Source organism: Streptomyces sp. NPDC006643, from assembly GCF_042870175.1.
In the GTDB taxonomy this organism is placed as follows: domain Bacteria; phylum Actinomycetota; class Actinomycetes; order Streptomycetales; family Streptomycetaceae; genus Streptomyces.
Genome location: NZ_JBIAHA010000011.1, coordinates 208404 through 229331, shown reverse-complemented (window position 1 = coordinate 229331; position 20928 = coordinate 208404). Strand labels below are relative to the sequence as shown.

19 protein-coding genes are annotated in these 20928 nt (G+C 70.1%); 10 read left to right on the top strand and 9 right to left on the bottom strand.

The window, feature by feature from the left end; translation table 11 throughout:
- Window positions 1-22 precede the first annotated feature (22 nt).
- Complete coding sequence (locus ACFYNU_RS17315) at window positions 23-874, bottom strand: MerR family transcriptional regulator (protein ID WP_356594679.1); 852 nt, start codon at window positions 872-874, stop codon at window positions 23-25.
- 225 nt (window positions 875-1099) lie between these two features.
- Window positions 1100-1909 carry a class I SAM-dependent methyltransferase gene (locus ACFYNU_RS17310; RefSeq protein ID WP_356594681.1) on the bottom strand — a complete coding sequence of 270 codons (810 nt, stop codon included), beginning with the start codon at window positions 1907-1909 and terminating at the stop codon, window positions 1100-1102.
- Window positions 1910-1968: 59 nt separating this feature from the next.
- Here ACFYNU_RS17310 and ACFYNU_RS17305 point away from each other — a divergent pair, with 59 nt between their 5' ends.
- Together ACFYNU_RS17305 and ACFYNU_RS17300 are read left to right on the top strand one after the other, a co-directional pair.
- Window positions 1969-2682, top strand: coding sequence for a GntR family transcriptional regulator (locus tag ACFYNU_RS17305; RefSeq protein WP_356594683.1), 714 nt, complete (start codon window positions 1969-1971; stop codon window positions 2680-2682).
- Window positions 2683-2884: 202 nt separating this feature from the next.
- A complete protein-coding gene (locus tag ACFYNU_RS17300; protein WP_356594685.1) occupies window positions 2885-3313 on the top strand; it encodes an ATP-binding protein in 429 nt (142 codons plus the stop codon).
- A gap of 422 nt (window positions 3314-3735) precedes the next feature.
- On the opposite strand, the gene ACFYNU_RS17295 is transcribed toward ACFYNU_RS17300, so the two are convergent.
- Together ACFYNU_RS17295 and ACFYNU_RS17290 are read right to left on the bottom strand one after the other, a co-directional pair.
- Window positions 3736-4146, bottom strand: a complete 411-nt coding sequence (locus ACFYNU_RS17295) for a hypothetical protein (RefSeq protein ID WP_356594687.1) — start codon at window positions 4144-4146, stop codon at window positions 3736-3738.
- Between the two features lie 89 nt (window positions 4147-4235).
- Entirely contained in the window at window positions 4236-5447 is a 1212-nt protein-coding gene (locus ACFYNU_RS17290; protein WP_356594689.1) for a pyridoxal phosphate-dependent aminotransferase, read from the bottom strand.
- A 182-nt stretch (window positions 5448-5629) separates the two neighbouring features.
- Between ACFYNU_RS17290 and ACFYNU_RS17285 the strand changes: the two genes are divergently transcribed.
- Window positions 5630-7267, top strand: coding sequence for a choice-of-anchor I family protein (locus ACFYNU_RS17285; RefSeq protein ID WP_356594691.1), 1638 nt, complete (start codon window positions 5630-5632; stop codon window positions 7265-7267).
- A 69-nt stretch (window positions 7268-7336) separates the two neighbouring features.
- Here the strand turns inward: ACFYNU_RS17285 and ACFYNU_RS17280 are convergent, their stop codons facing one another.
- Entirely contained in the window at window positions 7337-8197 is an 861-nt protein-coding gene (locus ACFYNU_RS17280; protein WP_356594693.1) for a helix-turn-helix transcriptional regulator, read from the bottom strand.
- A gap of 155 nt (window positions 8198-8352) precedes the next feature.
- Here ACFYNU_RS17280 and ACFYNU_RS17275 point away from each other — a divergent pair, with 155 nt between their 5' ends.
- Window positions 8353-8700: a DoxX family protein gene (locus ACFYNU_RS17275; protein ID WP_356594695.1), complete on the top strand. Its 348-nt coding sequence runs from the start codon at window positions 8353-8355 to the stop codon at window positions 8698-8700.
- On the opposite strand, the gene ACFYNU_RS17270 is transcribed toward ACFYNU_RS17275, so the two are convergent.
- Both ACFYNU_RS17270 and ACFYNU_RS17265 read right to left on the bottom strand, forming a co-directional pair.
- Window positions 8697-10331, bottom strand: a complete 1635-nt coding sequence (locus tag ACFYNU_RS17270) for a D-aminoacylase (protein ID WP_356594697.1) — start codon at window positions 10329-10331, stop codon at window positions 8697-8699. The two genes, ACFYNU_RS17275 and ACFYNU_RS17270, sit on opposite strands and share 4 nt — an antisense overlap.
- A 23-nt stretch (window positions 10332-10354) precedes the next feature.
- On the bottom strand, window positions 10355-11644 hold the full coding sequence (locus ACFYNU_RS17265) for an amino acid deaminase (protein WP_356594699.1): 1290 nt from the start codon (window positions 11642-11644) through the stop codon (window positions 10355-10357).
- Between the two features lie 159 nt (window positions 11645-11803).
- Between ACFYNU_RS17265 and ACFYNU_RS17260 the strand changes: the two genes are divergently transcribed.
- The 6 genes from ACFYNU_RS17260 (at window position 11804) to ACFYNU_RS17235 (ending at window position 17682) form a co-directional block, all read left to right on the top strand.
- A complete protein-coding gene (locus ACFYNU_RS17260; protein WP_356594701.1) occupies window positions 11804-12919 on the top strand; it encodes a sugar kinase in 1116 nt (371 codons plus the stop codon).
- Complete coding sequence (locus tag ACFYNU_RS17255; protein WP_356594703.1) at window positions 12916-13731, top strand: IclR family transcriptional regulator; 816 nt, start codon at window positions 12916-12918, stop codon at window positions 13729-13731. The genes ACFYNU_RS17260 and ACFYNU_RS17255 overlap by 4 nt, the downstream gene beginning before the upstream one ends.
- Window positions 13728-14147: a RidA family protein gene (locus ACFYNU_RS17250; protein ID WP_356594705.1), complete on the top strand. Its 420-nt coding sequence runs from the start codon at window positions 13728-13730 to the stop codon at window positions 14145-14147. Before ACFYNU_RS17255 ends, ACFYNU_RS17250 begins: the two co-directional genes overlap by 4 nt.
- Window positions 14148-14296: 149 nt before the next feature.
- A complete protein-coding gene (locus ACFYNU_RS17245; RefSeq protein WP_356594707.1) occupies window positions 14297-15775 on the top strand; it encodes a gluconate:H+ symporter in 1479 nt (492 codons plus the stop codon).
- Between the two features lie 41 nt (window positions 15776-15816).
- Complete coding sequence (locus tag ACFYNU_RS17240; protein ID WP_356594709.1) at window positions 15817-16254, top strand: hypothetical protein; 438 nt, start codon at window positions 15817-15819, stop codon at window positions 16252-16254.
- Window positions 16255-16371: 117 nt separating this feature from the next.
- Window positions 16372-17682 (top strand): Nramp family divalent metal transporter, encoded by a 1311-nt coding sequence (locus ACFYNU_RS17235; protein ID WP_356594711.1) that lies wholly within the window; start codon window positions 16372-16374, stop codon window positions 17680-17682.
- Window positions 17683-17765: 83 nt separating this feature from the next.
- Here the strand turns inward: ACFYNU_RS17235 and ACFYNU_RS17230 are convergent, their stop codons facing one another.
- On the bottom strand, window positions 17766-18746 hold the full coding sequence (locus ACFYNU_RS17230; RefSeq protein WP_356594713.1) for a chitinase: 981 nt from the start codon (window positions 18744-18746) through the stop codon (window positions 17766-17768).
- A 225-nt stretch (window positions 18747-18971) separates the two neighbouring features.
- Window positions 18972-20714, bottom strand: a complete 1743-nt coding sequence (locus ACFYNU_RS17225; protein WP_356594715.1) for a glycoside hydrolase family 18 protein — start codon at window positions 20712-20714, stop codon at window positions 18972-18974.
- Window positions 20715-20928: the final 214 nt, after the last annotated feature.

The window sequence follows — 20928 nt, the reverse complement described above, 5'->3', positions numbered from 1 at the left end:
GCGGGAGGGCGCAGGCGGTGGTTCAGGTGCCGGGTGAGTCCTGGGCGGCGAGTTCCTCGGCCAGTTCCATACAGCGCAGGCGGGCGGGGGAGAAGTCGTAGGGCATCTTGCCGACGGCTTCGAGTGCGCTGAGGTCGCCCTCGCCGTCGTCGGGATGCGAGGTCTCCCAGGCGTCGAAGAGGGCGTCGTCGTCCTTGTCCAGGCCGGACTCCTCGATGACGGCGTGCAGGGCGCTCTCGAAGGCGTGCCGCTCGGCGGCCACTTGAGCCACGCGTGGATCATCGACGGCGACGCTGTCGTCGAGCGCCTCCTCGGCGCTGTCGACGCGGTCGGACTCCTCCCGCAGAGCGGGATGGGTGGCCAGGGCGATGAAGCGGGTGGCCTGGACGGCAGCCCCGAGCGGGCTGAAGATCCGCTCGGTGACCAGCAGACTGTCCAGATCCGCCTGACGCAGGGAGCCCTCGGGCACCCCCTTGAGCCGGTCGGTGACGAAGTCGGAGAGCAACCCCATCCGGCTCCCCTCGGTCCGCATCCGCCGCACGGCACCCCGCTGCCGCCGCAACTCCGCCTCCTGCTCGCCGAGGGTCTCCTCCAACCGCTCCAGGATGCCCGCGACGCCGTCTCCGTTGTCCGTACCGGTGGCGAAGGCGTCACGGATGTCGTCCAGGGCGATCCCGGCATCGGCCATCCTGCGAATCCACAGCAGCCGGATCATGTCCTCGTACCCGTACCGCCGACGATCGTCGCCACCCCGCTCGGGCTCGGGGAGCAGCCCGATCTCGTGGTAGTGGCGAATCGCCCGCGGCGTACTGCCGACGAAGGCCGCCGCGTCACCGATCTTGACCTGGCGGGGCGGCATGAACGACGAATGCATGAGCGGGGACCTTCCTCATGGGGCCGGGACGTAGGTCAACCGCAACACATGCCGCTACGGAAGGTGCAACCCCGTACAACGCCGCCCCACGCCAATGCGGCCTCCAAGTCTGGTTGGTGCGGCCGAACCTGGCGGCCTGCTCGATCCTCGCGCGCTGGGCCGCACGGGCTTCCTCGTCGAGCCTCCCGTGCAGGTTGCCTTTCGCGGACGCGGCCCGCCGCCCGGTTACGCGGGAGCTCTCCCGACGGCCAGCAAGTGGGAACTGGACGCGAGGAGTTCGGGGTAGGGCTCAGCCATCCGCGCCGCTGTCAGAACGGACTCGAAGAGATCTTCGCTCGGGTCCGGGCCGGCGTGCTGCTCCACAGCCTTGAGGATGGACCACGCCGGTCCCTCGATCCCGAACACCCTCACGTCCACAAGGCCCACGTCGCGCAATTCATCGGCGAGTTCTTCGGCGCGGTGGAAGTAGGCCAGGGTGAAGCCGCGCTTGCCGTCGTGAACAGCCGTGCGGAGGATCGTGGAGATCGCTGTCTGCATCCGCTCGGCATGCAGGTGCGCAAAGGCGGTGTGCTCGAAGAGCGAGGAATACCTGTTGATGGCCCCGGCAGCCACGAGCCCGCCGGGCCGCACCACACGCAGCGCCTCGGAGAGTGCCTGACGCCGGTCGGCCCGGTCAGGAAGGTGGTAGAGGGGGCCAAGCACCTGCACCACGTCGTAACTCGCATCCGCGGCATCGAGCGCGCGAGCGTCACCGAGCGACGCGGCGCAGACTCTGGCCGCCTGTTCGACATGCCGGGCGACTGGATCAACCAGGTCGACGTGGTACCCGTCATCGACCAACCACTGAGCATGGACGCCCGTGCCACCCCCTACATCCAGCACCCGGGCCGGCGCCGGCGGGAGGAAGCGCCGCAGCAGTTCCCGCGTTCGCAGCAGTTCAAGCCGACCGTCTGCGGACATGCTCAACCGGGCGCCCTCGTCGATGACTTTCGAGTAGAAGTGCTCGATCTCTGCCGCCAGCTCGGGGTTCGACATGCGATCAGTATCGTGTGTACCGGTGGACCAGTCCAGAACAGCTATCAGGGAGGGGACTCATGGCGCTGCTGAAGTACGAGGAGATCGCGGAATCCCTGCGCACTCGAATCGCGGCAGGGGAGTTCGACGGTGAGACCCTGCCGTCCGGGCGTGATCTGGCGGAGCAGTGGTCGGTATCACGAGCCACTGCCGTCAAGGCCATGGACGTTCTGCGGAACGACGGCGTGGTGGAGGCCAGGCAGGGCACGGGATTCGTCGTTGCCGAGACTCCCGTTGCTCGACCTGCGGGCGCCCGTCGGGCCGGATCGACGCGCGTGACCGGGGGCATGCCCTTCCTGCGGGTAGGTGAGCCCGACTGGGCGGTGCCGCCGGCGCACGTGGCCGCTGCCCTCGGATTGGACCCCGGCGTGGAGGCTTTGCGTCGCGTGCGTGTGCTGCAACTTCCCGATGGCAGCCCGCACAGCTATGTGCAGGCGTGGTTCCCGCCCGCCGTGGCCGAGCGGTCGCCGCGACTGACCCAGGCGGCCCCGATCGCGGAGGGAACGACACGGTACGTGCGTCGGCAGACCGGCCGATTCCCCGTGGAGGGGACGGATATGACCACGGTCCGCCTGGCGACGGAGCAGGAGATCTCGCACCTCGCACTCTCGGAGCCGGCCGCGGTCGCTGTGGTACTGCACACGGCATACGACGAGGAACAGCGCCCGCTCGTCTGTGAGGAGGGTGTCACGCCGGCTGAGCTCTACGAACATGTGGAGACGTATGTGATGTAGCGGCGTCAAGGGTCAACGCTGGGCCGGTGAACCGGTCCAGTTTTTTGTGTCCGCGAAATGGCCCTCTGGCTGGGCAAATGGGCTGCCCCCATCTCGGATGAGACTCAGGGGACTTGACTGGACCGGTCCACCGGTCCACTCTTGCCTTTGTGTTACCGCTACTCACGGAACGTAGTTTCCCTCTCGTCGACCCGAGGTGCTGATGACTGTGACCGCTACCGCTCGCCCCACAGGCACCGAGCATCCCCGCTACACCCAGACCCTTCCGCGCACGGCAGGCAGCGTCGTCCCGGCCCGATCGCTCGTCCGTACCGCGCTCGGGGCGTGGGGGCTGGATCACCTCGTTGACGCCGGGGCTCTGGTCGTAACGGAGCTGCTGTCGAACTCCGTTACCCACACGCGTACTTGCTCGGTTCGTGTGACCGTCTCCCGGCCCAGCGAGACATTCGTGCGTATCGCGGTGGCGGACAACTCGAAAGCGATCCCGATGCTTCGGGCGACGGCCGGCGACGGCGACGAGACCGGGCGGGGGCTCGCGATCATCGACGCGTTGACCTGGCGGTGGGGAACGGACCTGCTCCATGAGGGGAAACGGGTCTGGGGCGACCTGAAGTGCGAGGCCGGCGAGTGACGGAGGCGAAGCCCTGGGTCGGTGACCATGTACGGGACGAAGTCTCGGGGCGACTGGCGATCCTCACGGATGTCCGTCGAGGTGACTACGTACTGCGGCCGGTGCAGGGCCCCGGTGAGTGGATCGCCGAGGATCCCACGCGGCTCCGGTTCATCGCGCCGGCGACCTTGCCGCGACGTACACGTCAACGGGGGGAATCGGGCACCACCGCCGAGATGGAGGCCCTCATCGACGCGGGCGCATTCTGGCGCCTGGCACCCGAGTGGGTCCCGCGCGAGGGATACGCGACGCCGAGCCCCGCGGTCCTACGGGAACTGGAGGCAGGGCTGAGGCGGCTGGCGCAGGTCTCCGCGAGCGAAGTCCCCGGCCCTCGGCCTACGAGGGGCCGGCTGGAACCTGCCTATCTGACGCACGCGGACCCGTCAGTGGGCGGTGGCCAGAGCGGGTTCCTCCGGGGTCGGGGTGTGGAGCGCCGCCGTGTGGGTGTCCATCTGTTCCGCCGCGAGGATCGCCGCCGCCGTGTCCGCCCGGGAGGCGGCGACGACCAGGGCGCGGCCGGCCAGGGCGAGCGCGCGCCGGTGGAGGTCGGTGGGTGGGGCGGACGCAGGGGCCGGTGCGCGTAGCGGGCGGGTCCCGCGCAGCCGGGTCACCTGGTCGGCGATCCGGTCGGCTTCCCCGTCGAGTCCGAGGTCGTCGGTGACGGCGAGCAGTGCCGCGAGGTGTCCGGCGAGCTGGATGTCCAGCTCCTCCTCGCGGGTGCGGTGCGGGAAGTCGGTGTCCGCGTCGGCGCCGGCCATGGAGTGGACCGACTTGGTGCGGATCGGCTCGTACATGGGAATGGCCTCCTGCCGTCGTCAGGAGACCATCCTACATTGGAATCAGTCTAAAGTTGAGTCCGGTCGAAGCGCGGGTGGGACGCCCCCTACGGCTGCGAGTAGCCGTCCAGGAAGTTCCCGATCCGCGTCACCGCGTCCGCCAGCTCCTGCGCCGCCGGGAGCGTCACGATCCGGAAGTGGTCGGGCTCCGGCCAGTTGAAGCCGGTCCCGTGCACGACCATGATCTTCTCGCGTGCCAGCAGGTCGAGGACCAGCTGCCGGTCGTCCTTGATCTTGTAGACCTTCGGGTCGAGCCGCGGGAAGAGATACAGCGCGCCCTTCGGCTTCACGCAGGTGATGCCCGGGATCTGCGTCAGCAGCTCGTACGCCGTGTTCCGCTGCTCCAGGATGCGCCCGCCCGGCAGGACCAGGTCCTCGATCGACTGCCGCCCGCCCAGCGCCGTCGCCACCGCGTGCTGCGAGGGCATGTTGGCGCACAGACGCATGTTGGCCAGGATCGTCAGGCCCTCGATGTACGAGGACGCGTGCGTCTTGGGGCCGCAGACCGCCAGCCAGCCGGAGCGGAAGCCCGCGACGCGGTAGTTCTTCGACAGACCGTTGAACGTGAGGGTCAGCAGGTCCGGCGCGATGGCGGCGGTCGGGGTGTGGGTCGCGCCGTCGTACAGGATCCGGTCGTAGATCTCGTCCGAGCAGACGATCAGGCTGTGCCGGCGGGCGATCTCGGTCAGTCCGCGCAGCATCTCGTCGCTGTAGACGGCGCCGGTCGGGTTGTTCGGGTTGATGATCACGATCGCCTTGGTGCGGTCGGTGATCCTGCGCTCGACGTCGGCGAGGTCCGGCATCCAGTCGGCCTGCTCGTCACAGCGGTAGTGCACGGCCGTGCCGCCGGCCAGGGAGACGGACGCGGTCCACAGCGGATAGTCCGGCGCCGGTACGAGGACCTCGTCGCCGTCGTCGAGCAGCGCCTGCATCGACATCTGGATCAGCTCGGAGACGCCGTTGCCGAGGTAGATGTCCTCGACGTCCAGGTCGATGTTCTTGGTCTGGTAGTGCTGCATCACCGCGCGCCGCGCGGACAGCAGCCCCTTCGCGTCGCCGTAGCCGTGCGCGTCGCCGAGATTGCGGAGGACGTCCTCCAGGATCTCGGGCGGGCACTCGAAGCCGAACGCCGCCGGATTTCCCGTGTTGAGCTTGAGGATGCGGTGGCCTGCTGCCTCCAGCCGCATCGCCTCGTCGAGGACGGGGCCCCGGATCTCGTAACAGACATTGGCGAGTTTGGTTGACTGGATGACCTGCATGACGGCGAGCTTACGGCCGGGTTTCGCGGGGCGCCTGGTGTTTTTGACCACGTCGGTCCGGAGTGTGAGACGGACGGCCGCCGGATCCCGGCGCGGAGCGCGCATTTTGTTGAGGCAGTGTTCACCTCGGAAGCCCGGACAGTTCACCCGTGCAGCGGAGGTCCGCACAACGCTGGGCGCTCATGAAGAAGCGCAGCACACTCCTCGCCCTGGCCACCGTCACGGTCATGGCCGCCACCACCGCTCTGCTGCCGTCGGCGCTCGCCACCGGCTCGCACGGAAAGCCGGGCCACGGCGGCGGCCACGGCGGCACGCTCGACCTCACCCTCCTCGGCCGCTACGAGAGCGGCAAGTACGACGAGGGCGGCGCGGAGATCACCGCGTACGACTCCAGGACCCGCCGGGTCTTCACCATCAACGCGCAGGCCGGCACCGTCGACATCCTCGACATCCGGAACCCCGCCAAGCCCCGCAAGACCGGCCAGCTGGCCACACCCGGCGCCAACAGCGTCAGCATCCACGACGGCCTGGTCGCCGTCGCCCAGCAGGCCGAGGCCAAGACCGACCGGGGCACGGTCTCGTTCTTCCGCGCCTTTGACGGACGCAAGCTGAAGGAAGTACGCGTCGGCGCCCTGCCCGACATGGTGACGTTCACCCCCGAGGGTGACCGCGTCGTCGTCGCGAACGAGGGCGAGCCCGACTCGTACTGCCCGCCCGGCGGCGAGGAGCCCGCCGGCACCGACCCCGTCGGCTCGGTCAGCGTCATCGACCTGGACCGGGGCCGGAACGGCGACCTGCGTCGCGCCACCGCGCGCACCGCCGGCTTCGAGAAGTGGGACCGCAGGAAGAACGAGCTGATCCGGGACGGCGTACTGATCTACGGCCCGAACGCCTCCGTCAGCCAGGACATCGAGCCCGAGTACGTGGCGGTGTCCAAGGACGGCCGCACCGCCTGGGTCACGCTCCAGGAGAACAACGCGCTCGCGCTTCTCGACCTGCGTCGCGCCGAGGTCGAGAAGATCGTCCCGCTGGGCGAGAAGGACCACTCCAAGCGCGGCAACGGTCTCGACGCCTCCGACAAGGACGGCGTCAACATCCGCACCTGGCCGGTCAAGGGCCTCTACAAGCCCGACGGCATCCACGCCTTCGGCGCGCGCGGCGGCGAGTACACCGTCAGCGCCAACGAGGGCGACGCCCGCGACTGGGACTGCTTCTCCGAGGAGGTGCGGGTCAAGGACGTCGAGCTGAACCCGAAGGCGTTCCCGGACGCCGCCGCGCTCCAGCAGGACGGCGCGCTCGGCCGCCTCAACATCACCAGCACCTCGCCCACCGACAGCCAGGGCCGGGTCACCGAGCTGAACTCGCTGGGCGGTCGCTCGATCTCCGTACGCGACGAGCGCGGCCGGCTCGTCTGGGACTCCGGCGACGACCTGGAGCAGCTGACGGCGAAGGCGTTCCCGGAGAACTTCAACACCGACAACGCCGAGAACGACCCCGACAGCCGCAGCGACAGCAAGGGCCCCGAGCCGGAGGGCATCACCACCGGATCGGTGCGCGGCACGACGTACGCCTTCGTCGGCCTGGAGCGCCCCGGCGGCATAGCGGCGTACGACCTGAGCGACCCGCGCCGCCCGAAGGCCGCCGGCTATGTCAACTCCCGTGACTTCGACGGCGACCCGGAGGCAGGTACGGCCGGGGACCTGGGTCCGGAGGGCGTGCTGTTCGTCCCGGCGAAGGACAGCCCGACGGGTGACGCGCTGCTGGTCGTCGGCAACGAGATCAGCGGTACGACGTCGGTCTACCGGGTCCGTACCGCGTAAGGAATCACCCGGCGACGGCGCGCGGCCGTCCGGGGGATCACGCGGCGACGGCGCGCGGCCGTCCGGGAATCACCCGGCGACCGCGCGCAGCGCGCCCGGCCTGCGGCCGGTGAGCGAGTCGAGCGCGGTCGCCGTCGCCTCGTCGGCCGGCAGATGCACGACGAGGCGCAGGCCGTCCCCCTCGGGCAGCTCCAGCGTCTCCTCCGCCAGCCGTAGCTCACCCGCTCCGGGGTGCGTCAGCCGGCGCACCCCGGAGCGCTCCGGCGTGCGCAGGGGCTGCTTCCACCGCTCGGTGAACTCGGCGCCCGCCACCAGGGTCAGCTCCTCGACGAGCGCGATCAGATGCGCGTCGTCCGGCAGGGAGTTGATCCGGAGCCGGGCGATCTGATCGTCCGCGACGGACTCCCACACCGGGTACGCGGCGCGGGCCCGGGGATCGGTGAACACGAACCGGGGCAGGCTCGGCACGGGCGCGTCCAGCAGACCGACCGGGCCGAACAGCCGCTCGTAACCGCCGGTGCGGGCGATCACCTCACCGAGCCGGTTCAGCAACACGGCCGGTGCGGGCTCCAGTTGACCGAGCAGGGCGTGCAGCGTGGGCCGCACCTCCCGGTCCGGCGGACGGACCGTACCGAGGCAGAGCTTGCTGGTGCCCATCGTCACCTTCACGATGTGCATCAGCTCGCCGCGCGCCTCGGTGGGCAGCAGCAGCGCGTCGGCGAGCGCGGCCAGGATCTCCGGGGAGGGGTGGCGGTCCCTGCCCTGCTCCAGCCGGGCCAGATATTCGACGCTGATCCCGGCGAGCATGGCCAGCTCGGACCTGCGCAGACCGGGCGTACGGCGGCGGCTGCCGGCGGGCAGCCCCACGTCGGCGGGGGTCACGTTCTCGCGTCGGGCCCGCAGGAACCGGCCAAGCTCACTTTCGCTCACCCGTCGAATGTACGCCCGGGAGCGAGCCGGATCGTAGCCCTCCCACTACCAGCCTGGGCCCGGCCTTCCTCCCGGCCGCCGGTACGCGCACGGTGTACCCGTCACGCCGCCACGCGGCGGGCCCCCGCTCACCGGAAAACCTTCGAGAGGTCCCCGTGTTCATCGCCCATGCCGTCGTCGCCGTCCTGCTGGCCGCCGCGCTCAGCGCCTCCGCCTTCTTCATGTCCACCCGCGACCCGAAGATCACCGACTCGATGAAGGCACTCGGGGTGCCCGACTCCTGGCTGCCGCGTCTCGCCTCGCTCAAGGCCGCGGGCGCGATCGGTCTGATCGTCGGCTTCTGGGTGCCGTTCATCGGCATGGCGGCGGCCGTCGGCGTCTTCCTGTACTTCGCCGGCGCGGTGATCTACCACATCAGGGCGAAGGACTACGCGCTCGCGCCGGCCGTCGTCTTCATCGTCCTGGCCATCGCCGCGCTGATCCTGCGGATCGCGAGCGCCTAAGCAGTACGTGGCGTACGCCGTACCGACCGCCCCGCCAGCACGTCCGTGCGCCGGCCGTCCTCGATCACGAACCGGCCGTCGATCAGTACGTGCGGGATCCCCACCGGCAGCGTGCGCGGGGACGCGAAGGTCGAGCCCGCCGCCACCGTGTCCGGGTCGAAGAGCACCAGATCCGCGCGGTAGCCCTCACGGACCAGACCCCGGTCCGTGAGACGCAGCCGCGCCGCCGGGCGGGAGGTCAGATGCGCCACGCACTCCTCCAGCGACAGGACGCCCAACTCCCGTACGTAGCGGCCCAGATACTGGGGGAACGTGCCGTACGCGCGCGGGTGCGGCTTGGCCCCCTGGAGGATGCCGTCGCTGCCGCCCGTGTGGACACGGTGGCGCATGATCTCCCGCACGTTCTCCTCGTGCCCGACGTGCTGGAGGATCGTTGAGCCGAGCCGGTCGTCGATCAGCAGCTTGCGGGCGGTCAGCCAGCCGCTCTCGCCGCGCAGCCGCGCCGTCTCGGCGATCGTCCGGCCGACATGAGCGGTCAGGGCCGGATCCGAGACCCCGGAGATCTCGATGGTGTCCCAGTCGATGGGCACGCCGTGGCAGCCGTCCGCGCCGATCTCCTCCATGTGGTGCCGGATCTTCTCCGCCGTCGAGGCGTCCCGCAGCCGCTCCAGGATCGCGTCCTGGCCGCCCGCGCTCGCCCAACTGGGCAGCATCGCCACGAGCGTCGTACAGCCCGGGGTGTACGGATAGGTGTCGAGCGAGATGTCCGCGCCGCCGTCCAGCGCCTTGTCCAACAGGGCGATCAGATCAGGGGCCTTGCCCTTGTTCACACCGAAGTTCATGGTGGCGTGGGCGAGATGGAGCGCGCAGCCCGCCGTCCGCGTGAGGTCGACCATCTCCTCGTACGCGCGCAGGGCGCCCGCGCCGTAACTGCGGTGGTGCGGGCAGTAGTAGCCGTCGTAGCGCGCCACCACCCGGCACAGCTCGGTCAGTTCGGCGTCGTCCGCGTACATGCCCGGGGTGTACGTCAGCCCCGACGACATGCCGACGGCGCCCTGCTCCAGTGATTCGGCGACCAGTTGGCGCATCCGGTCCAGCTCGGCCGGGGTCGCCGGCCGGTCGTCCTGGCCGACCGCGTACATCCGGACCGTGCCCTGGGGCACGAGATACGCCGCGTTGACGGCGATGCCCCGGCCGTCGAAGCCGTGGTCCAGCCGGTCCAGATACTCACCCACCGTCCGCCAGTCGAAGTCGACCGACGTGTCGCCGGGACCGCCCCCGTTCCAGCCGGTGATCGCCCTGCGGACCTCGGCGAGCGTGCTGTCGTCGACGGGCGCGTACGACAGGCCGTCCTGCCCGATCACCTCAAGGGTCACGCCCTGCGCGGCCTTCGCCGAGTGGTCGGGGTCGCGCAGCAGCGCGAGATCGCTGTGCGCGTGCATGTCGATGAAACCGGGGGCGAGCGCGAGGCCGTCGGCGTCGAGGACGCGCGCCCCGGAGAGCGGCGCGCCCGCGCCCGGCCCGTGCCGCCGGATCTCCGCGATCCGGCCGTCGGTCACACCGACGTCCGCCCGGTAGGACTCCTGACCCGTGCCGTCGACGACGGTCACGTCCCGTATGACGAGATCCATGGCCCCACAGCTCCTGACAGGTCCTAGAAGAACGTACGGATGAAGTCGGTGACCGTGCCGTCCGCCTCGGTCAGCGGGATCAGCTGCCACTTGTCGAACGACGTGCACGGGTGGGACAGACCGAAGCCCACCCAGTCACCGACCTCGATCACCGCGTCGGGCGACGTGTGCAGCTTGCCGTGCTGGTCGGACAGGCCGGTCACGGTGATGCCGCGCGCCGGACGGATCTCGCCGGTGCGCGCGTCACGGACCACCTGCGCCTCCGGCAGGTCGAGGTCGTACGCGGCGTCCCGCTTGCCCGCGTTCACGAACGCCTGCTCGGGCGACGGGCGCGAGATCACCTGCGCCCAGAGCCGGAACGCCGGCTGGAGCGCGCCCTCGGCCGGGACCCGGTTGAAGGGGGTCAGCCGCTTGTAGTGGCCGTCGTCGTGGGAGACGTACGCGCCGGAGCGCAGCAGCTTGCACACGGGGCGGGACAGCACCGGGATCTCGGCGAAGACCTCCGCGACCGCGTCGAACCACGCGCTGCCGCCCGCGCTCACCACGATCTCGTCCACGGTCCCGGAGAAGCGGCCCGCCGCGTCGAACTCGGCCGCCAGCGCGGTCAGTCGGCGCAGCCAGGTGCGGACCGTGTCGTTGTCGGCGTGCGGCACCTCGCCCTCGTAACCGGCGACGCCGACCAGCCGCAGCCGGTCGGTGGCGGCCACGGCGTCGGCGACCAGCGCGCACTCCGCCTCCTTGCGGACACCGGTCCGCGCGCCCTCGCCCGCGCCCAGCTCCACGACGACGTCCACCGGGCGTGAGCCGCCCGCGGCGCGCAGCGCCTCGTCCATCAGCTCGACGCCGCGCACGGAGTCGACGTAGCAGATGAAGCGGAAGCCCGGGTCGCCGTCCAGCTCGGCGGAGAGCCAGCGCAGCGCGACCGCGTCGACGACCTCGTTCGCGAGGAAGATCCGCTGGATGCCGAACGCCCGGTAGACACGCACCTGGTGGGGGAGCGCGGCGGTGATCCCCCAGGCGCCGCGGTCGAGTTGGCGCGCGAAGAGCTGCGGGGACATGGATGTCTTGCCGTGCGGGGCGAACGCGAGGCCGTGGCGCTCCGAGTACGTCTCCAGGAGCGCGAGGTTATGGGTCAGGGACTCGGCGGAGAGAGCGAGCACCGGGGTGGTGAAACCGCCCGTGAAGAGGTTGCGGCGCTCGGCGGCCAGCTCGGCGACCGTGCGGCCCTCGGCGTCGGGGGGCAGCCCCTTGAAGCGGTGGTCGAGCCGTTCGTCCCTCAGGTGCTCTTCGCCGAGCCGGTTGCCGACCGCCATAGGGCTTCCTCCATCTGTCATCTGTCCCGCGTCAATCTCGTTGCAACATGTGCAACACCCATTGCGTATATCGCTTGACGCTGTCTAACATCCGAGCCGTTGCCGGGTCAATGATGAGCCCCGGCGCCCGCCGGCCGACAGACGAACGAGGAGCCCCGAGTGCCCGCACCGGTAGCAGCGGACCCGACACGCCCCGGGGGCCCGTCCGAGACCACCGAGGTCGTCTGCCTCGGCGAGTCGATGGTCACCTTCCTGCCCTCGCACCCCGGCCGCCTCGCCGACGTCCCCGCCTTCACCCGCACCATCGGCGGCGCCGAGTCGAACGTCGCCTGCGCGCTCGCCGCCGCCGGGCACCCGGTGAAGTGGATCAGCCGCGTCGGCGCCGACGGCTTCGGCGACCACCTCGTGGAGGCCATCGGCGCGTACGGCGTCGACACCTCCGCCGTACGCCGCGACGCGGACGGCCGCCCGACCGGCATCTACTTCCGTACGGCCACGGACCGTTCCACCACCGCCCACGAGGTCGCCTACTACCGGGCGGGATCGGCCGCGTCCGCGATGTCCCCCCGGACCATGGACCGCGCCGACCTGTTCGCCGGGCGCGTCCTGCATCTGTCCGGCATCACGGCCGCGCTCTCCGACGACTGCCTCGCCCTGATGCGCGAGCTGGCCGAGCGCCGGCCCGGCCGCCCGCTGCTCTCCTTCGACGTCAACCACCGGCCCGCGCTGTGGCGCGACGGCTCGGGCCCGGCCGTGCTGCGGGACATCGCGCGCGGCGCCGACCTCGTCTTCGTCGGCGACGACGAGGCCGCGCAGCTCTGGGACCTGCACAGCCCGGAGGCGATCCGCGCGGCGCTGCCCGAGCCCGCCGTACTGGTGGTGAAGGCCGGGGCGGACGGCGCGACCGCGTTCGTACGGGAAGAGGGGACCGGCACGGGTGACGGGACGGGCCCCGGCGCCGACATCGTCACCTCCGTACCGGCTCTGCGCGTCGATGTCGTGGCCCCCGTCGGCGCGGGCGACGCGTTCGCCGCCGGCTTCCTCTCCGCGACCCTCCGGGGCCTGCCCACCGGGGCCCGGCTGCGCCACGGCCATCTGATGGCCGCCGCCGTACTCACCGACGCGGGCGACGTCTGCGTCCCGGCCGCCCGCGCCCACGCCGACCGCCTCGCCGCACTGGACGACACGGCGTGGGGCGCGCTGCGCCTCGGGCCCGGCTGGACGACCGGGGAAGCGGACCTCCCCGCACGGCGGGAAACGGTGCCCACCTCATGAGCCAGACCGTCGACCGCGCGCTGAGCATCCTGCCGCTCCTCGCCCAGGGCCCGGCCGACCTCGGCCAGGTCGCCGCACGGCTCGACGTACACAAGTCCACCGCCCTGCGGCTGCTCCGCACCCTGCACGAACACGGCCTCGTCTACCGCCAGCAGGACCAGCGCTACCGCCTCGGCGCGCGCCTCTTCGCACTCGCGCAGGAGGCCGTCGAGAGCCTGGACGTACGCGAGATCGCCCACCCGCACCTCGTGGCGCTCGGCGAACAGTGCGGCCACACCGTCCATCTCGCCGTCATAGAGGACAGCGAGGTCCTCTACATCGACAAGGTCGAGAGCCGCTATCCGGTACGGATGTACTCCCGGATCGGCAAACCGGTCGCCGTCACCGTCGCGGCCGTCGCCAAGCTGCTCATCGCCGACCGGTCCGAGGCCGAGCGCCGCGCACTCGCCGAGCGGCTCGACTTCCCCATGTACACCCCCCGTTCGATCCCGAACGCCGCCGCCTTCCTCAAGGAGCTGGCGACCGTACGCGAACAGGGGTGGGCCACCGACCTCGGTGGTCACGAGGAGTCCATCAACTGCATCGGCGCCCCGATCCGAGGTACGGACGGCCGGGTCGTCGCCGCCATGTCGGTGTCCGCGCCGAATGTCGTCGTCACCGCCGATGAACTCCTCGCCCTGCTCCCGCTGTTGCGCCGCACCGCCGACGCGATCAGCCGTGAGTACTCGGGCAACGCGCACCAACCGGCACCCGCCGCCCTCTCCGTACCCGCACCAGCAGCACCTCCTGCTCTTCAGAAAGAGATCTCATGAGCGACCAGACCGCGAAGACCGCCGTCGTCCCCGCCACGCACGCCGCGCCGCCGGCCAAGTTCTCCCACGGCGTCCGCAAGGGCAACATCCTTCAGGTCGCCGGGCAGGTCGGCTTCCTCCCGGCCGTCCCGGGCGAGGCCCCGACCGTGGCCGGACCGACGCTGCGCGAGCAGACGCTCCAGACCCTCGCCAACGTCAAGTCGGTCCTGGAGGCGGGCGGCGCGAGCTGGGACGACGTGATGATGCTGCGCGTCTACCTGACGGACGTGGCGCACTTCGCCGAGATGAACGAGATCTACAACACCTACTTCGAGGAGCAGAACCTCCAGGACGCGCCGGCCGCCCGTACGACCGTGTACGTCGGCCTCCCGGCCGGGCTGCTCATCGAGATCGACGCGCTGGCCGTACTCGGCTGACGCGCCCACCGCCCCGATCCGCACGGCACGGCGCCTCTTCCCCCGTACCCCACGGGCGCCGTGCCGCGATCCCCCCTGCACCGACGCACTGACGCACTGAAGCACCGACGCACAGATGCACTGATGCACGAAATCAGAGGTCCCCCCTCATGCTGCTCGCCGCCGAAGCTCCCCCCACCCCCGAGGCGCCGCCCCACACCGGTGGACTGCTCCTTCTCATAGACGGGACGGCCGGTCTGCTGACCGTCGCCGTCCTCGGAATCGTTCTTCTCCTCGTCCTGATCATCAAGGTCAGGCTCCAGCCGTTCGTCGCCCTCCTCGGTGTCTCCATAGCCGTCGGCCTCGCCGCCGGACTCTCCGTGACCGAACTCTTCGGTACGGTCCAGAAGTCGGCCGCCGTCTCGATGATCGAGTCCGGCATGGGCGGCATCCTCGGCCATGTCGCGATCATCATCGGACTCGGCACCATGCTCGGCGCGATCCTCGAAGTGTCGGGCGGCGCCGAGGTGTTGAGCACCCGGCTGCTCAACCTCTTCGGCGAGAAGCGCGCCCCGCTCGCCATGGGCGTCACCGGTGTCGTCTTCGGTATCCCGGTCTTCTTCGACGTCGGCATCTTCGTCCTCGCGCCGATCGTGTACGCGGCGGCCAGGCGCTCCGGCAAGTCGATCCTGCTGTACGCGATGCCGCTGCTCGCCGGTCTGTCGATGACCCACGCGTTCCTGCCCCCGCACCCCGGCCCCGTCGCCGCCGCGGGCCTCTTCGACGTCGACCTCGGCTGGGTCATCCTGATGGGCGTCGTCGTGGGTGTCCCGGCCGTGCTCGCCGCCTGGGTGTACGCCGCGTGGATCGGCAAGCGCCTCTTCGTCGACGTACCGCAGGACATGGTCGAGGCCGCGGCCGAGGCCAAGAGCGCCGTCGCCGCCGAGCAGAAGGCGTCCGGCGTGACCCCGCCGGAGAAGCCGGTCGCCCTCGGCACGGTGCTGGCGATCATCGGTACCCCGCTGATCCTCATCCTGCTGGCGACGTTCTCCTCCATCGCCCTGGACCCGAGCACGCTGCGGTCGGTCGTGGAGTTCTTCGGCCACCCCTTCGTGGCGCTGACGATCGCGCTGTTCCTCGCGTACTACCTGCTCGGCATCCGGCGCGGCTGGTCCCGCAAGTCCCTGGAGACGGTGTCGACCGCCTCCCTCAAGCCGGTCGGCAACATCCTGCTGGTCGTCGGCGCGGGCGGTGTCTTCGGAGCCGTACTGAAGGGCAGCGGCATCGCGGACGCGCTCGCCGACACCTTCAACGACGTCGGTCTGCCGGTCATCCTGCTGGCGTGGCTGATCTCCGTCGTACTGCGCGTCGCCCAGGGCTCGGCGACGGTCGCGATCGTCACCACGGCGGGCATCGTCGTACCGCTGGTCGAGGGCCAGGGCATGTCGCAGGCGCATCTCGCGCTGATCATCATGGCGATCTCGGCGGGCTCGATCTTCGCCTCGCACGTCAACGACGGCGGCTTCTGGATGGTGGCCAAGTACTTCGGCATCTCCGAGCGCGACACCCTGAAGTCGTGGACGGTGCTGGAGACGGTCCTGTCGGTGGCCGGATTCGTGGTCGCCGCGCTGCTCAGCCTGGTGATTTAGGTACGGTACGGCTGAGTCGAACAGCATGACGGGGGCTGGGGATGAACGAGCAGTACGGTCAGTACGGTCCGGTGCCGGGGAATCCGTACGCGCAGCCACCGGCCGCGGCGTACGCGCCGCCGCCCCCGCCGCCTCCGCACCAGACCCCGTCTCCACCCCCGTACCAGAGCCCGGAGTTCCTGGCCGCCGACAGCCGGAGCGGCATCGTCATCGACGAGACCGGCGTGACCTTCGACTTCGAGGGGCAGAGCGCCGAGTTCCCGTGGGCGGAGATCCAGAGCATCCACTCGAAACCGGGCGTCGGCGGTCACCGGCTCATGGTGGCCGTCGTCCTGCCCGGCGGGAAGTTCTACGAGTGCGGGGTGAAGGCGCGTAACAGCGTGACGCTGAACCACTGGTTCCGCGACCTCGGGCACGTCCTCAACGTCTATCTCGGCCGCCGGGACAATCCACCGCCCGTGCCTCCCTGGACGCCCTGACCGGACGCGGTCCGCCCGACGGAAACGGAACCGAGACCGCCGAACCTCTTGCGCGATCTTCGCCGTCCCGATTTGGTGACCCGAGTCACTTACGGGGACGAGTGTGGAGGTCGACGCATGGCAGATATCACCGACAGCGGTACGGCGGCGAGCAAGTCAGGCCCACGCAAGTCGAGTTGGAGGTACATCGGTCCCGGCATCGTGGTGGCCGCGACCGGTGTCGGCGCCGGCGACCTGGTCGCCACCCTCATCGCGGGCAGCAAGTTCGGCTACACGCTGCTCTGGGCGGCCGTCATCGGCTGCGTCGTCAAGATCTCCCTCGCCGAGGCGGCCGGCCGCTGGCATCTGGCCACCGGCCGCACCCTGTTCGAGGGCTGGCGCAGCCTCGGACAGTGGACCACCGTCTACTTCGCGGTGTACGTCGTGGTGTGGGGCTTCGTCTACGGCGCGACCGCCATGTCGTCCAGCGCCCTGCCGATCGTCGCGCTCTTCCCCGACGGTCCCGGCCTCAAGACCTGGGCGATCATCTTCGGTCTGCTGGGGCTGTTGTTCGTCTGGTTCAACAGGTATCTGGTCTTCGAGAAGTTCATGACGGTCGTCATCGGCATGAAGTTCCTGATCGTCGTGTACGTCGCGATACGCGTCGCGCCCGACCTCGGGGCGGCCTTCGCGGGGCTCGCGCCCGTACTGCCGGACGGTTCGCTGCTCTACACCCTCGGCCTGATCGGCGGGGTCGGCGGCACGATCACCATGGCCGCGTACGGCTACTGGGTCAACGCCAAGGGCTGGACCAACACCAACTGGATGAAGGTGATGCGCATCGACAACCGCGTCGCCTACATCACCACCGGTGTCTTCGTCGTCGCCATGCTGATCATCGGCGCCGAGCTGCTGCACTCCTCGCAGATCGCGCTCACCTCCGGCGACCGGGGCCTCATCGATCTCGGGGTGATCCTGGAGGACCGCTTCGGGGTGGTGACGGCGAAGCTCTTCCTCATCGGCTTCTTCGCCACGTCCTTCGGCGCGCTGGTGGGCGTCTGGCACGGCGTGAGCCTGATGTTCGCCGACTTCGTGGAGCGCTTCCAGCGCGAGCGCAGGACCGGTACCGCGGTCGGCGAGGGGACGGTCGAGGAGGTCGCCTCGGGCGCGCGCGAGCGGTCGGTGCCGTTCCGGGCGTATCTGCTCTGGCTGACCTTCCCGCCGATAGGGCTGCTCTTCCTGGACCAGCCGTTCGGCCTGGTCGTGGTCTACGGCGTGCTGGGCGCGTTCTTCATGCCCTTCCTGGCGCTCACACTGCTGTGGCTGCTCAACTCCTCGCGTACGCCCGCGGAATGGCGCAACGGCATCGTGAGCAATGTGATGCTGGCGGCGGGCGGGCTGCTGTTCGTCGTGCTGTGCGTACAGCAGGTGCGTGACCTGCCCTGGTGATCCGGGCCTGAGGCAAACGCGCGGTGGCGCCGTCGGGGTCCGACGGCGCCACCGGTCTGTGGGGGGTGGTTCGTACGCTTTCGCTACGGCAGGCCGTGGACGTGCGGGCCGACCGCGTTCGACCAGGCGTCGCCCGCCGCCGCGTCCCAGTTGGTGGACCAGGTCATCGCGCCGCGCAGACTCGGGTAGGTCTTGTCGGGCTTGAAGCTGCCGCAGTTGGTGCCCTGCGTCAGACAGTCCAGGGCGTCGTTGACGACGGCGGGGTCGGTGTATCCGCCGCCCGCCGCGCTCGGCGAGGCCGGCAGACCGAGGCCGACCTGCGAGGGGTCGAGTCCGCCTTCGAGCTGGATGCAGGCGAGGGCGGTGAGGAAGTCGACGGTGCCCTGCGAGTAGACCTGTCCGTCGCAGCCGAGCATCGAACCGCTGTTGTAGTACTGCATGTTGACGACGGTGAGGATGTCCTTCACCGCGAGCGCGGTCTTGAAGTACTCGTTGGACGTCGACTGCATGTCGATGGTCTGCGGCGCCATCGTGAGGACGAAGCCGTCGCCCGCCTGACCGGCGATCGACTTCAACGCCTGCGTCATATAGGTGGAGTTGAGACCGTTCTCCAGGTCGATGTCGACGCCGTCGAAGCCGTACTCGTCCATCAGCGCGGACACGGACGTCGCGAACGCGTTCGCCGACGCCTCGTCATTGACGGCGACGGTGCCCTTCTCGCCGCCGATGGAGATGACGACCGACTTGCCCGCGGCCTGCTTGGCGGCCACGTCGTCCTTGAACTGGGCGTCGGTGTAACCGCCGAGACCGGCCGAGTCGAGGGTGAAGTCGACCTGTCCGGCCGTGCCGGTGGCGTCGGCGAACGCGACGGCGATGATGTCGTAGTCGTCCTGGACCTCGGCCAGCGTCTGGACGGTGGCCCCGTTGTTGAAGTTCTGCCAGTACCCGGTCACGGCGTGGGCGGGTACGGCGGCGGGGGCGGGGGAGGGGGCCGCTTGGGCCGTCGGTACGGCCAGTCCGGCGGCGAGAACGCCTGCCGCGGCAAGGGTCTTGAGCCTGAGCACTGCATGGCCTCCGTGGGGGGGAGATGTGGGGGGCGGTACGGAACGGTGGCCCGGTCCGTACCGCCGTACAAACTGGTCCAGACCATTGGCCTTGTCAAGGGTCTGGACGCGATGGGCCGCATCCGGCCCCGGCGCCGGTCGTGGCCGAACACGCAGCAGCGCCGCCGGGGGAGCGGCGGCGCTGCTGGTCTGTGCGTGGGGGGACCGCGGCCTGTCGGTGACGGGTTACGGCAGGGCGTGGACGTGCGGGCCGACCGCGTTCGACCAGGCGTTGCCGGCCGTCGCGTCCCAGTTGGTGGACCAGGTCATCGCGCCGCGCAGACCCGGGTAGGTCTTCGACGGCTTGAACCTGCCACAGTTGGTGCCGCGCGTCAGACAGTCCAGCGCGTTGTTCACGATGGTCGGGGAGACGTAACCGCTGCCGGCCCCACGGGTGGACGCCGGAACCCCGATGCCGACCTGGGAGGCGTCGAGTCCGCCTTCGAGCTGGATGCAGGCGAGGGCGGTGAGGAAGTCGACGGTGCCCTGCGAGTAGACCTGTCCGTCGCAGCCGAGCATCGAACCGCTGTTGTAGTGCTGCATGTTGACGACGGTGAGGATGTCCTTCACGGCCAGCGCGGTCTTGAAGTACTCGGTGCCGGTGTTCTGCATGTCGATCGTCTGCGGCGCCATGGTGAGGACCATCCCGGAGCCGGCCTTCGCCGACAGCTGCCGCAACGCCTTCGTCATATAGGTGGAGTTGATGCCGTGTTCGAGGTCGATGTCGACCCCGTTGAAGCCGTACTCCTGCATCAGCGCGTAGGTGCTGTTCGCGAACGCCGTCGCCGAGGCGTCACTGTTGATCGTGACGTTGCCCAGCTCGCCGCCGACCGAGATGATCACCGACTTGCCCGCGGCCTTCTTGGCGGCGATGTCGGACTTGAACTCGGCGACCCCGGAGTAGCCGAGGGCCGAGCTGAGGTTGAAGACGATCTGGCCGGGCGTGGCCGTCGAGTCGGCGAACGCGACGGCGATGATGTCGTACTGCGCCTGTACGTCCCTGAGCTTCTGGACGGTCGCGCCGTTGTTGAAGTTCTGCCAGTACCCGGTCAGCGCGTGCTTCGGTACGGCGGGCCCGCCCGGGTCGCCGCCGCCCGGTGACGTCCGGCCACTGACGGCCGCCGACTTGGCGGACTCGCCGACGGCGTTGGTCGCCGACACCTGGAACTGGTACGAGGTGGCCGCCGCCAGCCCGGTCACGGTCGCCGAAGTCCCGGTCGCCGTCTGGACCTTCGTACCGTCCCGGTAGATGTTGTACCCGGTCGCGCCGCTCACCGCGTTCCAGCTCAGCGCCACCGACGACGAGGTCACGGCGCCGACACCGAGCCCGGCGGGCGTGCCCGGTGCCTGCGGGTCGGGGTCACCGCCCCCGCCGCCGTCCGGCCCGAAGACGGACACGTCGTCGACGAGGTACGCGCTCTGCCCGTACCAGCCGTGCGTGTACACGGTCACGGCACGCGTCGACGCGCCGGTCCTGAAGGTCGTCGTCAGCTGCTTCCAGCCGCTCTCGCCGGGCGTCCAGGTCGACACGTCGGTGGTCCCGGTGCCGCTGGCCCCGAGATACGCGTACCCGCCCTGCACCCACGCGCTCAGCGTGTAGGTCGAGTTGGGCTGCACGGCCACGGACTGCGAGCACCGGGCGTTGTCCTGCCCGGCGGGCGTCCCCTTCAGCGCGCCGGCCCCGCTCCGTACGGGAGACCCGACAGCGGCCCCACTCCCGCCGCTACAGCTCCAGTTGGCGAGCCCGGACTCGAAGCCGGCGTTCTTGGCGACGTTGATGTCGGCGGCCTGGGCGACGCCCCCCAACCCACCCACACTCAGGGCCCCGGCGGCCAGCACGGCCACCACCCCACCCAGCCAACTCCGCGCCCGCCCACGTCGATCGGCGCTCCTGCTGGGTCTGCGTCTGCCGTCGGGTACACGTTCCACTTGATGCCTCCGCTGGGGATGTCGGGTAAGGAGGTGCGGGTCGGGAACGGTGGCCACCGCTTGGCCGTAAAAATGGTCCAGACCATTCAAGTTGTCAATACCTCTGACACGAACTCCCCACATGGGCACCGCTTTCGGCGGAACGGAGCCGGCGAACCGACGACGGGACCCCGCTGCCGCGGCCGGCATCCGGCGCCTCCTCGTCGGGAAGCGG

Bases quoted from the DNA above. Each gene is read 5' to 3' on its own strand.
- ACFYNU_RS17245 (WP_356594707.1), top strand. From the start codon at position 14,297: ATGCTGCTCGCCGCCGAAGCTCCCCCCACCCCCGAGGCGCCGCCCCAC.
- ACFYNU_RS17250 (WP_356594705.1), top strand. From the start codon at position 13,728: ATGAGCGACCAGACCGCGAAGACCGCCGTCGTCCCCGCCACGCACGCC.
- ACFYNU_RS17300 (WP_356594685.1), top strand. From the start codon at position 2,885: ATGACTGTGACCGCTACCGCTCGCCCCACAGGCACCGAGCATCCCCGC.
- ACFYNU_RS17265 (WP_356594699.1), bottom strand. From the start codon at position 11,644: ATGGCGGTCGGCAACCGGCTCGGCGAAGAGCACCTGAGGGACGAACGG.
- ACFYNU_RS17255 (WP_356594703.1), top strand. From the start codon at position 12,916: ATGAGCCAGACCGTCGACCGCGCGCTGAGCATCCTGCCGCTCCTCGCC.
- ACFYNU_RS17235 (WP_356594711.1), top strand. From the start codon at position 16,372: ATGGCAGATATCACCGACAGCGGTACGGCGGCGAGCAAGTCAGGCCCA.
- ACFYNU_RS17295 (WP_356594687.1), bottom strand. From the start codon at position 4,146: ATGTACGAGCCGATCCGCACCAAGTCGGTCCACTCCATGGCCGGCGCC.
- ACFYNU_RS17315 (WP_356594679.1), bottom strand. From the start codon at position 874: ATGCATTCGTCGTTCATGCCGCCCCGCCAGGTCAAGATCGGTGACGCG.
- ACFYNU_RS17270 (WP_356594697.1), bottom strand. From the start codon at position 10,331: ATGGATCTCGTCATACGGGACGTGACCGTCGTCGACGGCACGGGTCAG.
- ACFYNU_RS17290 (WP_356594689.1), bottom strand. From the start codon at position 5,447: ATGCAGGTCATCCAGTCAACCAAACTCGCCAATGTCTGTTACGAGATC.
- ACFYNU_RS17285 (WP_356594691.1), top strand. From the start codon at position 5,630: ATGAAGAAGCGCAGCACACTCCTCGCCCTGGCCACCGTCACGGTCATG.
- ACFYNU_RS17310 (WP_356594681.1), bottom strand. From the start codon at position 1,909: ATGTCGAACCCCGAGCTGGCGGCAGAGATCGAGCACTTCTACTCGAAA.
- ACFYNU_RS17305 (WP_356594683.1), top strand. From the start codon at position 1,969: ATGGCGCTGCTGAAGTACGAGGAGATCGCGGAATCCCTGCGCACTCGA.
- ACFYNU_RS17240 (WP_356594709.1), top strand. From the start codon at position 15,817: ATGAACGAGCAGTACGGTCAGTACGGTCCGGTGCCGGGGAATCCGTAC.